Below are 12,546 nucleotides of genomic sequence, written 5' to 3' on the forward strand. Positions count from 1 at the left end.
TTTATTATCTCATACAACGTCAATACAATCTGCTGATAGGATTTTGGGTTCGACCATAGCATTGGTTTTTTATATAATAGCAAAAGATGGATAATATGGAATTGCAATTATCCGCTTCTATCATCCTGCGAATCTGCTGTGTTTTTCTTGCTAGTATAAGTCAGGATGTAGCAAATCATACGGAATGGCATCTGCAATCCGTTTACAATTGTAAGCGCAATCTTAAAAGAACAGGTAACCCTCCTGTTCTTACCATAGCATCGGAGTTCCAGTTTACCGCCGATGCATCCAGGGAAGGATGAGAACTGCCGCATGCTGCGACTTCGATTAAAATTTTTGCTGCAAAATAAACAGACGCGGCTTATCCTGCTGCTCACTCTCTGCCTGTCACTGCTGATTACAGCTATTGGGTTATTCTCCTACTCCCGCTACCGACAGGAGCTGGACAGTGAACTGAATACACCCAATATCGAGCTGCTGCAGATCAATCTCGATGTAACCAACCGTGCGTTTCGCGAATCGGACAACAAAGCGGTGGATGCTTCGTTTCAACCGGATGTGCTGCGGTATATCCAGCAGGGTGCCAAGGCCGATCCTGCGCTTGTCTCCAGGGTACAGCAGTATCTGCACACCGTATCTGCAGGAAATGAGATTCAGTCTATTGATATTGTCCGGTTCCATGATCAGAGCGTAATTTCCAGTACATCCGGCTATCACAACTGGCAAAAGGCTCCTGACCGTACATGGACCGGCTGGATTGAACAGATACATAACAAGCCGCTGCTGATCGAGCGCCGCTGGCAGGGCACCAATCCAGCACAGGGAGAGACCGAACTATTGTCACTTGCCCGTCCTGTCCTTACGGATAATCAGGTAACCGGCGCTGTATTGATCAATCTGGATTATGACCGCTTTTTCTCCAATTTCTATATTCATCTCTCCAGCTCCCAATATGTCTATGATCTGGATGGCAGGCTGATCTATCCCAAGCTGGATCGTTCGGTACCTGCAGCCGGTATGCAGCAGGTGCTGGATGAGCTGGGTGTACAGCCATATGCCTATGTACAACTGAATGGACAGAGCTATATGGCGAATCAGACTTTCTCGGATGTGACCGGCTGGCGGCTCGTCTCCCTTGTTCCAACCGAACAGCTGCTCAAAAATGTAAAGCTGGCCCGCAATATGATGCTGCTGCTCTCGCTGATCTCGATCCTGATCGGCTGCGCTGCCATATACTCGTACAGCTATGCGGCATTTCGCCCGCTGCGACGAATCAATCGACTGCTGCATCCCGAAGACCCGGACAGCCGGCAGTCCCTGTATGATCTGGAACCGGTCATCGGCAAGCTGGTCGGCGACTTTCACAGCAAGGCACTGGTCGCCGAACGCAGCCTGCCCGAACTGCAGATCAAATATGTACAGGATGTGCTGCATCGCAGTATCGGTCCACAGGAAATGAACAGCAAATGGAAGCAGTATTTTCAGGATTGGCAGCCAGGACCATCCGTCATTGTGATTATCTCTATCGACCGCTATGATATCTGGTCTGCCACTTATTCTGAATCCGACCGGATGCTGTTAAAGTATGCGCTGCACAATATGATGGCCGAGATTCTGGAACCCTATTGGCGAACCACAGGAATTACCGGCGAACAGGATCGACTGATCTGGATGCTACAGTCCCGTCTGGCACAGGACTATGAAGAGCGACGCATGCAACTGCACCAGGATCTACAGCGCATGATGACAATCGCCAGTGAGCATTTGCGATTGTCCCTGTCTGCCGGAATAGGCGAAGAAATGATTCAGGTCTCCGAGGCCCCCTTTTCCCACCAGCAGGCAGACGCTGCATTATCCTGGCGGCTGTATCATGGATACGGGCGGATTCATGAATCGGATTATCCCTCCGATACGAATGCCCGCACGTCACAAAATGAACCGCTATTGCCGGATGATCAATGGCGGCGGGAGCTGCTGCAATGTGTGGAGCAAGGAGACGCAGATACCGCACTGGTCTGGCTGCATCGCTGGTGTGAAGCTGCCCGGGAGCATGAATCGTCTCCATCCACGATCTGCCTGCTGATTCACAGGTCGCTGGAACAACTGATCGAGCTGACTGTCCAGCAGCATCTGTCTCTCCCGCCAGAGATGGTCAACTACCATCAACAGCTGCTGTCTACGATGAATCTGGCTGATATGGAGCAGCTGCTCACCCAGACGATCACGCATCTGACTGGTCAAATGGATATCCGGCGTGATTCCCGGGAACATCTGCTGGTCGAGAGTATCAAGCAGTACATGCTGGAACATCTGAGCGACAATATCGGTCTGCCGGATGTAGCGGAACATGTACAGCTGAGCGTGTCCTCTGTCAGTATGCTATTCAAGGAACAGACCGGCAGTACGATCTATGATTATCTCACCCGATTGCGGCTGGACAGAGCCTGTGAACTGCTACGACACAGTCATTTGAAAATAGCCGATATCGCCGCCCAGGTCGGTTACCAGAACGAAAACAGCTTTATCCGTACTTTTCGCAAGCACAAATCTGTCACTCCGGGCAAATACCGTGAGCAGGGTTAAATGCCTGCTTGCCGTACATACCAACAAGCTTTCTATTCACGAAAATGGGCTGCCGATACACCATATGCAGATCTGCCAGAACCTATGCAGATTCGCCAAAGCCTTGCTACTCCAAGGTTTTTGCAGATCATAACGAGAATTAACCGATAGATGATCCATCTCCCCGTGCGCTAGACTGAACGTGTAACAGACAGCACGATCTCAATCGCACATACGGAGGTGAGCAACCAATTCTGCATACAGGTTCTATCGATACGGATCAGGCCGATTCCGTACTTTACGATACGAACCTGCAGCGAAGAGAGGGAGTTTACCGTGACTACTGACAATCACAGATGGCACCGCTGGAAAATGTACAGCAGCGCTGCTGCCGGATTGATCCTTGTTGTTGGACTGGTTACCTTTTTTACAGGACATTGGTCTTCTGTCCCCTTCTATACCAAATCAGCTGCCGATTATCCGGCTAAGCCGATTACGCTGGTTGTCCCTTATGCAGCCGGTGGAGGTACGGATATTACGGCACGTGCACTGGTTGAAGCTTCCCAACCGTATCTCAGTCAACCGATTACAGTCGTAAACCGAACCGGCGGTGGTGGCTCGATCGGTCTAATGGAAGGTGCCAATGCCCAGCCAGACGGATATACGGTTACGTATCTGGTCGCCGAATTGACAACACTGCCGCATATGGGCCTTTTGCCGATTACGTATGAGCAGTTCAAGCCAATTATCCAGACCAATTATGATCCGTCTGCCATTACCGTAAGGGCGGATGCACCGTGGCAGACCGCGGATGAATTTCTCAGTTATGCCCGGACCCATCCCGGTGAAGTGAAGATGGGCAATGCCGGTACAGGCAGTATCTGGCATCTGGCTGCCGCTTCGCTGGAGCAGGCTACCCATGTCACGTTCTCCCATATTCCATATGAGGGAGCGGGACCTGCGGTATCTGCGTTAATGAGTGGATTTGTCGATGCGGTGCCGGTCAGTCCGGCCGAAGTCAAAACCTATGTCGATCAGGGCAAGCTGCGTGTACTTGCCATTAATGGCAGCGAACGTTCCCAGGCACTGCCGGATGTACCTACCCTTCAGGAAGCAACCGGGTATGCAGTGAATTTTAGTGGAACCTGGCGCGGACTCGCTGTTCCGGAAGATACCCCCGACGAGATTGTTCAAATACTTGCCGATGCCTTCACCAGAGGCGCCGAACAGCAGGAATTCAGGCAGACGATGGCAGATCATGGATTGGGACTGCTGATTCGTGACAGTGATGGCTTCCACCGGCAGCTGCAGCAGAGTCATGATCTGTACGCCAAGCTAATTCCCGAACTCGGTCTCAGCCGAAAATGAAAACGCTTCAGTGACAGGATGGCAATCACGAGAGGATTGGATATTGATGAATATCAAAAAGACAATTGATAAAATACCGGGCGGCATGATGCTGGTACCGCTGTTTATCGGAGCATTGGTACATACTTTTGCTCCTGATTCAGGAGAATACTTTGGCTCATTTACCAAAGGACTGATGACCGGTACCGTACCAATTCTGGCCGTGTGGTTCTTCTGTATGGGTGCCTCGATTGATGTACGTGCTACCGGAACCGTGCTGCGCAAGTCCGGTACCCTCGTACTGACCAAGATTGCGGTCGCCTGGGTCGTTGCCATGATTGCTGCCCAGTTCCTGCCAGCCGGAGGCGTGCAGACCGGATTCTTTGCCGGATTGTCTGTACTCGCTCTGATTGCCGCGATGGATATGACCAACGGCGGTCTGTACGCTTCCATCATGCAGCAGTATGGCAGCAAGGAAGAAGCCGGAGCATTTGTACTGATGTCGCTTGAATCTGGTCCTCTCGTCACGATGCTGATTCTCGGCAGTACTGGACTGGCCGTGTTTGAACCGCATGCTTTTGTCGGTGCTGTACTTCCATTTCTAGTCGGCTTCCTGCTTGGTAATCTGGATCATGATTTGCGCAGCTATTTTGGCAAAGCGACTCAGACCCTTATCCCGTTTTTCGGATTTGCCCTGGGATGTACGATTGATCTGGGTGTGATCGTACAGACCGGTATGCTCGGTATTCTGCTGGGTATCGCTGTTATTATTATCACTGGTATTCCACTCATTCTCGCTGACCGGTTTATCGGTGGAGGTAATGGTACTGCAGGTCTCGCCGCTTCTAGTACAGCCGGCGCAGCAGTCGCCAACCCGGTGATCGTCGCCAGCATGAAGCCCGAATTTCTCCCGGCTGCACAGTCAGCTACTGCGCTCGTCGCCGCTTCGGTGATCGTCACGTCGATTCTCGTTCCGATCTTGACCGCTTACTGGTCCAAGCATATGAACAAGAAACGTCAGAATACTGAGTCGATCTCTGCTGCAGAACAGGATAGGGAGATGAAGCTGCGGAGCGCCAAGGGAAATATTTGATTAGTTCTTATAACAACGAATTAATGAATTTATGTTTCAAAGACGCCAATTTTACCAACAATCTGCAAAAAGCATGGTATAAATAACCTGTAAATCCGTGAGGAATATTTATCCCCTCCTTACCTAATCAAAGAAAAAAGACTGTTCACCTTTATCAGGAACAGTCTTTTTTGAATTCATTATCGAACATCCTATCCGTTCAATTCATAACGTACAGAAATAACGAAGGCTGTATTTTTAAGCTATTTACAAATCAACGTTTTACCGGAATCGTGAAATTCAGCTCCGGCAGATAGACTCTTTTATCTGTTTTGCTATCTCCATAATAAGGCTTGAACTTGACGGTGCTTGCTCCTTTGGAAATCTCTCCGCTCATCAGGGACACGGTGTAATGAATCGTTTTGCCGTCTGCGTCCAGCTCGCCGCCGCCGATGCTTTTCCATGTTTTGCCTTTGCTATCGATCGCTTCAAAGCCCAACCATTGATCGTTGCTGCCTTTTGGCTGATAGGCAGAAGACCATTCGGTGCTGATCAGCATTGGAGAATAATTCACCTGTTCCAATGTAAGATTATGCTGTTTGGATGTTTTGCTTTTGCCATAGTCTACTGTAGTTCCTTTGCCAAGCTGCTCTGCCTTGATCGTATAATCAAAAGCCTGCGGCTTCTCCATGCTGCCGGTAGCCAGGCGGATATGCAGTTCTTCTCCGGCAGACAGCGAATCCAGCGAAAGGGTACCTGTCTCGAATACAGCGGTCTTCAGTACCGGACTCGCCAATGTCATCACTTCATTCAATAGGTTACCATCCTTGTACGTAACACTTTCCAGCCAGGTCTGCTCCAGCGTCTTGAGGGAATCGGCTTTGTATTCGATATGCAGATGACCATCTATCAGCACAGCACGTGTAATGATTAACGTCTGATTGCCATGGGTTACGCTCTGGTTGATCACAGGTGCAGCAGCGAGCAATTTCGCCTGGCTCTGATTCTGATTGCTCGAAGATTGCGCCTTGATCGCAACCGGATGCTGTACGGGAGCAGCCTTGGCCTGCATGATATATCCGGAGCTGAGTGTCACGCCGCCTACCATGGCTGCTGCAGCCAATCCCCATGCACCGCGTTTCAGAATGTCTTTCCATGTGTTGTCCGTTGTATTGTTATTCATTATTAGTTCCTCCTGTATGGTTGTTTTTGTGATGTTACAACCGTTAGAGCATCTTCCCCTGCCAAAGGTTACCGGATACATCACATTCTTTTTGAATAGCGAGGCCTTGGCCAACAAAAAAGCCGATCCCGAAGGATCGACCTGATCATTATTTGGTTATTCGCAGCACGAACGATATCTCTCTACTGGGTAGCCGGAATGGTGAAATTCAGCTCTGGCAGCTGCTTTCTCTTCCCTGCAGCAGCATCATCGTAATACGGCTTGATCGTGATCGTACGGGCAGAAGGTGTAATCTCTCCATCCATAAAGGACACCATGTACTGAATCCGGTCGCCCTGCTCGTTTATCTCGCCTCCACCGATACTTTTCCATGCATGTCCCTGATCATCTTCGGCTTCAAAGCCAAGCCACTGGTCATTGTTCGCTTCTGGACGATAAGCCGATGACAATTCAACACTGACCATCAGCGGAGTATATAATACCTTGTCCAATGTCAGCGTATGGCCTGTCGGCTTGGCAGAATGAGTCTCTCCCACCTGCAGTACCTTGCCCTGTCCCATCTGCTTGGCAGGGACACGGAAAATGAAGCTATGCGCATCCTTGGGATCGGCTGAAGTCTTCACACCAGCACCCGCCGTACTGAGATGCAGCTCAATCGATGCATTGTCAGGAAGGGGATTCGGGATATTTACAGCCTTGGCTTCAAACACACCGGTCTGTTTGACCGGGTTGCCCAGCGTCATTACACTATTGGCATGCTCACGGCCTTCATAACGAATCGATTCCAGGGAGATCTTCTCCAGTACGTCCAGCCGGTTCGCCTTGTACTCAATCTGCATATCTCCGTCAATCAGCGCAGCTCTGGTCAGGGTAATCGACTCGCTGCCATGGGTGATTGTCTGATTAATCTCCGGAGCTACTGCAGCCGGATTGGGTGTCGATATATTCTGCTCCGGATCTGTCGATGTATGATCCGGCTGTATCCAGCTGCCCAGTACCGGTACATTGCTGAGCGACCAGCCGGTGCTGCCACTCCAGCCGGAGGCGAAGATCAGCACCGCTGCCGCTGCTCCGATACCTGAGTACCACCAACGGTTCGCTGTCGTACGGCTGCCTCCGCGCTTGCTGCGAAGATGCTTGCCTGTATCGGTTATACGATCTGTTGGCTGGTCTGTGCGGCTCTCCGGTGTGCTATCCATCATCTGTGCAGGTACTTCTGTTGTTGTCTGCTCCGGCTGTACTGCCGGCATATCCATATCCTGTATCCGGGCATACGTCTGTTCCAGCCGAGTACGGGATTGATCACTCAGCGGACGATCCTGTTTCTGCTTTTCTGTATTCAGCATACGATCCAGCTCATCTGGTCTCATATTGGTGTCCCCTTCCCGGCTCATCGCTGAGCCAGTCCATTAATGTCTTGCGTGCCCGGTGCAATCGGGTCTTGACTGCTTCTGCCGACAGATCCAGCACATCTGCAATCTGCTGGATCGGCATATCCTGAAAATAATGCATCGCAATTACCAGCCGCTGCGGTTCGGGCAGCTGATGCACCGCCTGCTGCATATCGATTCTCTCGTATTCATCCGTCCGTGCAGGCAGGCTGCTCCATTCATCCGTCACGACGACGCGGGCACCTTTGCGGGCGATATTATGGCATTCATTGATCAGAATCCGGAAAATCCAGGTCTGGAAATAGTCCACTTCGCGCAGGGTGTGGATATTGCGAAATGCCTTGAGCATCGTCTCCTGTACAGCATCATCGCATTCATCATCGCTTCTCAGCATCGATCGTGCCATCCGGTACAGCGGCCTTTCCATATCACGCATCAGCTGGATAAACGCATCCTTCTCCCCGGCACGGGCAGCGAGTATGTCTTCCTTACGGGTATATTTCATCTCGGCGATCCTCTCTCGATCTGCTCTTCATCGGTTTCTCTCGAAGATCCGGTGCAGGCAAGATTTCTTTACGGTAGTCTGCTCCAAAGGCAGCTTGAATATCCGTTAGACTGCCTATCCAGATGAAAGGTTACCGATCTAAAAACATCATTTTGATCAACTGGGTTACTTCTATATTAGTAGAAGATACTTTCATTAGTAGAACATACCTTCCTTGGCTGTTTGTGTATGATGCCGTCCGGAACGAATGTTCAGATTCATTTCGCCTCGTTATTATTGTCCTGGAGATTACCAGTATAGCCTCGTGGAGCAAGCAGCAAAAGAATACCTGATCCGATCCGTAACAGAAAATAGCTGCACCTATACAGGAACAGCTATTTTTCATTCACAAATTTATATTCAACTTTATGCATATCTTATAATTAATCCGCTTGTTCCTCTATCTCGTCTCCATCATCTCACGCGTAAATCGCAACCACTCCCTGGCAGCAAACGACAGATACCGCTCCCGATGCCAGATAATGCCCAGATGCCACGGAATAACCGGCTCTACGTTCGGAATAATACGGATATTGCGCTGGTTGATCTGATTGCAGATCGTCTCCGGCAGCAGTGCTACACCAAGTCCCGCCCCGACCATTTCGCTGATCAGATCCCACTGGGAACTCTCATAAATGATCCGCGGATGAAATCCAACCCGGATGCATGCTTCAATAATACGCCCATGCAGCGTAAAATCCTCACGGAAAATAATAAAAAAATCCTCTGCCAGCTCACTCATCTGCACTTCACTGCGCTCGGCGAGAGGATGATTATTCGGCACGATCAGATTCAGTTTCTCCTCGGTGAAGGAGAAATATTCCAGCACATTCTCCGTGACCGGCAGCACGGTTACTCCGATATCGAGCGATCCGTTTACCACATCACTCTCTACCTTTTTGCCGCCGTCTTCGAACAGTTGGATCGTCACATTCGGATAAATCTGGTGAAAACGACCGATGATCTGCGGGAAAAAGCGCGATCCGATCATCGGCGGCAGACCGATGCGCAGATGACCACTCTCCAGATTACGCAGGTCATCCAGCTGTGAAGACAGACTATGAAATGACTTCACGATATTCTGGGCCTGCTGCTCAATCACTTTGCCTGCATCGGTCAGTTCTACAGAGCGTCCCACCCGATTGAACAGCGGTGCTCCTAATTCCTCTTCCAGAGAACGGATCGTCTTGCTGATCGTAGGCTGGGTGATGAATAGCGCTTCCGCTGCCTTGGTGAAGCTTCTCAGTCGGGCGACTTCGATAAAATACTGCAAATGACGAATATCCATGCACACGCCTCCTATAGCCAAATGGAATACATTTCATGCCATATATGAATTTTACCTATGAAAGAAAGAGATGTAAACTTTCATATATACGAAAGTTATATATGAAAATGTTACAAATGAAAGAAGGATCTCTTCTATGAAAAATATAGGAAAAGGCATATTGCAGGTTGCTGCTTTGATGGCCTTCTCCGAGCTGCTTAACCGGCTCGCAGACTGGCTGCACTTGCCGGTTCCCGGCAGCATTATCGGTATCGCGCTGCTGTTTATCCTGCTGCAATCCGGAGTCGTCAAAGTGGAATGGATCGACCTGGGAGCCAGCTGGCTGCTCGCCGAGCTGCTATTGTTCTTTATCCCGTCTGCGGTCGGTGTGATGAATTACATACCGATGCTGGAGCAGGACGGCGTCCGCATTATTGCTATTGTCATCTGTAGTACGATTCTCGTTATGGTCAGCTCGGGACTGCTGGCCGCGATCATGTCCAAACGAAAGGAGCGTCACGCGAAATGAATTCCATCTTGTTCCTGCTTGCTACATTAATCGTCTATATGGGAGCCAAAAAGCTGTATCGTCGTTTTCCCCGGGTGTATCTGTCCCCATTGCTGACGACTCCGCTCGTGCTGGTCATTATCCTGCTGAGCATGCATGTTCCTTATACTCACTATAACGAAGGCGGACAATGGCTGTCTCGTCTGCTGCAGCCGGCTACAATCGCTTTTGCAGTGCCACTGTACAAAAATCTCAAAACCCTGCGCAAGCATGCGGTCGAGATTGTCGCCAGCGTACTGTTCGGCTCGATTGTGGCTGTCAGTTCCTCGGCGCTGCTGGCCCGGTTGATGCATTTGAATCATGACCTGATGGGCAGTATTATCCCGCGCTCCATTACTACACCGATTGCGATGAACGTATCGCAGGCGATCGGAGGCGTACCGACCATTACGGCGATCTTCGTTATTATTACCGGCCTGATCGGCAGTATGATCGGACCTTATATCGTTAAATGGCTGCGAATCGAGGGCGAGATTGCCCGTGGTATTCTATTCGGAACCGCCGCTCACGGTACAGGAACTTCCAAGGCATTTGAATTGAGTTCGCTGACCGGTACCATTTCCAGTATTTCGATGATATTGTCTGCTTTATTTACACTGGCTGCCACACCAATACTCGCGTTAATTATGCTGCCCTGAACAAGGGCAGCTTTTTTTGTATATTACATACATAACAGATTGCCGAATCGCTTGATACCTAAGATTTAACATTCTTATTATACATAATTATGTATTTTTATACTAAAAGAGATAAATTAAGTTTCTGAGCTACAGTTGTTATTTATGTCCATAATTAGCAAATAAGAATTGAAATTATTAGGAGATAATGCCGAAAACATCGAAAATTCCTCATTTTTCCTCCTTATTCAAACGTACATATTCGGACTTTTTCGGTTATATTTATATATAGAAGTTTGCCAAAGATGAATTCGGTGCTAATATTGTTGTATATTTATATAAAGGATCTAACAGTCTGATTCTATTACATCCAAACTGAACAAGCGGAGGACCTTTATTATGAAAAAAACCGGCATGGTACGCCAATTAGACAGTCTGGGAAGAATTGTGATTCCCAAAGAAATCCGGGACACGATGGAAATTGGCATCAGCGATCCCATGGAATTTTTTATTACCGAAAAAGAAATCATTTTCCGCAAGCACAAAGGCATCCAGTGTATCTTCTGCGGCAGCTTTGATGACCTTGTCTATTACAAGGATCAATTCATCTGCGGCAGCTGTGCCGGACAAATGGGCGACGAATCCATGCATACACCACTGAGCGAGATGACCGAGTCTCCTGCAGCCCAGCGTAATCTCCATTCCTCCCTGCGCAAATCACGCAACAAACGGGGAGAAATGATGACCAAAGTCGAATCTGCCATGCAGGAACATCCAGGCGCTACCCAGAATGAACTGGCCCGTATCCTCGGTATCTCACAGAGTCGTGTCTGCCAGATTCAAAAAGAACTGCGTGCCGGACATCATCACGAACTCTGATGATCCGGCTCCTGTCGGTCACTTCACTTCTGCAAAAAACGGATTGAAAAGCGTCAACCCTCTCTGAGTATTCTCAAAGAGGGTTGACGCTTTTGTATGAATATGAGAATTCGATTTCGACATAGCTAAATCGCTAACTGATATTTCAAGCTGATTTCACCATTTTTCGGCATCTTGTTCTACTGTTTGACCCAGTATTCGCTACCATCTTCCTTGCGATCCATATACCCGTATTCGATCAGATAGCGGCGCAGTGTAACATAATCCGGGTAAGCCTGTTCCAGCAGTTCATTGACCTGCTTTTCCGTATAGATGGTTCCCGGCTCAAAGCGCTGCATCAGATGGCGCATAATCACTATTTTGCGTTTTTCCCGGCGTGGGAATTCGGACAATGGACCATCCAGTCCTTCCGGAAAATACTGCTTAAGCAGCGATTCATTCTCCTGCTCGGTGATCGCATATCGCTCATCCAGCATCGTCGCTGTACGGTGAATCGGTATAAAAGGAGAGGGTTCCTGCTGCTGCTGTTCCAGCAGTTCCATGACTGCCAGAAATACACGGGCCTGCTTGGCTTTTTCCCGCAAGGCGAATCGATGATTGCGGATCGTTGACTTGCTGCCACCTGCTTTGGCTACAATCTCGGTATCACTTTTTCCTTCGTAAAAGTCCTGCACCAGACTGCTCTGCAGCTCGGTCAGACCGGTCCACTTTTTGTCCAGGGTCAGCAGATAGTGGAACATCGATCCATGTTCTCGCCGGATATGCATCTGCATATACCGCTCAGCTTCATAGAATGATCCATCTTCCGCATAGATCTGCCCTTTTTCATATATCTCACCATCGATCAGGCAAATAAATCCACCAAACGGCCCTGCCTGCGGGTCTTCGATATATCCTTTTTTGAGCTCCTCCAGCGAAGCTTCCCAGAAGCGCTCCGACAACTCTCCGGTCTTTTTCACTTTGTTCATTTTCTTGTTTCCTTCCCGGCCAGCTATTGTTCAATCCTTGTTCGTCAGACAGATATTTGCTGCATCTATTCATGTCTTAGACATTATATAAATAGATATGATCTTATTCAATCCATACTTTTATCTTCTACAATAGAAGAATGTGATC

Annotated in this window: 11 protein-coding genes; 6 read left to right on the top strand and 5 right to left on the bottom strand. The window is 49.1% G+C overall.

Features of this window, described 5'->3' with window-relative positions; all coding sequences use genetic code 11:
- Window positions 1–336 precede the first annotated feature (336 nt).
- The 3 genes from H065_RS24885 (at window position 337) to kdgT (ending at window position 5,002) form a co-directional block, all read left to right on the top strand.
- Window positions 337–2,583 (top strand): AraC family transcriptional regulator, encoded by a 2,247-nt coding sequence (locus tag H065_RS24885; protein WP_238557856.1) that lies wholly within the window; start codon window positions 337–339, stop codon window positions 2,581–2,583.
- A 315-nt stretch (window positions 2,584–2,898) separates the two neighbouring features.
- Window positions 2,899–3,930, top strand: coding sequence for a tripartite tricarboxylate transporter substrate binding protein (locus H065_RS0100960; protein ID WP_017811128.1), 1,032 nt, complete (start codon window positions 2,899–2,901; stop codon window positions 3,928–3,930).
- A 46-nt stretch (window positions 3,931–3,976) separates the two neighbouring features.
- On the top strand, window positions 3,977–5,002 hold the full coding sequence (gene kdgT, locus H065_RS24890; RefSeq protein ID WP_017811129.1) for a 2-keto-3-deoxygluconate transporter: 1,026 nt from the start codon (window positions 3,977–3,979) through the stop codon (window positions 5,000–5,002).
- A gap of 253 nt (window positions 5,003–5,255) precedes the next feature.
- Here kdgT and H065_RS0100970 read toward each other — a convergent pair whose 3' ends face one another.
- From H065_RS0100970 to cidR, 4 genes are all read right to left on the bottom strand, one after another.
- Complete coding sequence (locus H065_RS0100970) at window positions 5,256–6,164, bottom strand: DUF5643 domain-containing protein (RefSeq protein WP_017811130.1); 909 nt, start codon at window positions 6,162–6,164, stop codon at window positions 5,256–5,258.
- 182 nt (window positions 6,165–6,346) lie between these two features.
- On the bottom strand, window positions 6,347–7,534 hold the full coding sequence (locus H065_RS0100975) for a DUF5643 domain-containing protein (RefSeq protein WP_017811131.1): 1,188 nt from the start codon (window positions 7,532–7,534) through the stop codon (window positions 6,347–6,349).
- A complete protein-coding gene (locus tag H065_RS0100980) occupies window positions 7,521–8,060 on the bottom strand; it encodes an RNA polymerase sigma factor (protein WP_017811132.1) in 540 nt (179 codons plus the stop codon). Before H065_RS0100980 ends, H065_RS0100975 begins: the two co-directional genes overlap by 14 nt.
- A gap of 439 nt (window positions 8,061–8,499) precedes the next feature.
- Window positions 8,500–9,387, bottom strand: coding sequence for a cidABC operon transcriptional activator CidR (gene cidR / locus H065_RS0100985; RefSeq protein ID WP_017811133.1), 888 nt, complete (start codon window positions 9,385–9,387; stop codon window positions 8,500–8,502).
- A 136-nt stretch (window positions 9,388–9,523) separates the two neighbouring features.
- Between cidR and H065_RS0100990 the strand changes: the two genes are divergently transcribed.
- From H065_RS0100990 to H065_RS0101000, 3 genes are all read left to right on the top strand, one after another.
- Window positions 9,524–9,895 carry a CidA/LrgA family protein gene (locus H065_RS0100990; protein ID WP_017811134.1) on the top strand — a complete coding sequence of 124 codons (372 nt, stop codon included), beginning with the start codon at window positions 9,524–9,526 and terminating at the stop codon, window positions 9,893–9,895.
- On the top strand, window positions 9,892–10,572 hold the full coding sequence (locus tag H065_RS0100995; protein WP_017811135.1) for a CidB/LrgB family autolysis modulator: 681 nt from the start codon (window positions 9,892–9,894) through the stop codon (window positions 10,570–10,572). Before H065_RS0100990 ends, H065_RS0100995 begins: the two co-directional genes overlap by 4 nt.
- A gap of 378 nt (window positions 10,573–10,950) precedes the next feature.
- Window positions 10,951–11,430 carry an AbrB/MazE/SpoVT family DNA-binding domain-containing protein gene (locus H065_RS0101000; protein WP_017811136.1) on the top strand — a complete coding sequence of 160 codons (480 nt, stop codon included), beginning with the start codon at window positions 10,951–10,953 and terminating at the stop codon, window positions 11,428–11,430.
- Between the two features lie 179 nt (window positions 11,431–11,609).
- Here H065_RS0101000 and H065_RS0101005 read toward each other — a convergent pair whose 3' ends face one another.
- Window positions 11,610–12,398: a DUF2087 domain-containing protein gene (locus H065_RS0101005; protein ID WP_017811137.1), complete on the bottom strand. Its 789-nt coding sequence runs from the start codon at window positions 12,396–12,398 to the stop codon at window positions 11,610–11,612.
- Window positions 12,399–12,546 lie beyond the last annotated feature (148 nt).

The organism is Paenibacillus shenyangensis (assembly GCF_000346635.1).
Classification (GTDB): domain Bacteria; phylum Bacillota; class Bacilli; order Paenibacillales; family Paenibacillaceae; genus Saccharibacillus; species Saccharibacillus dauci.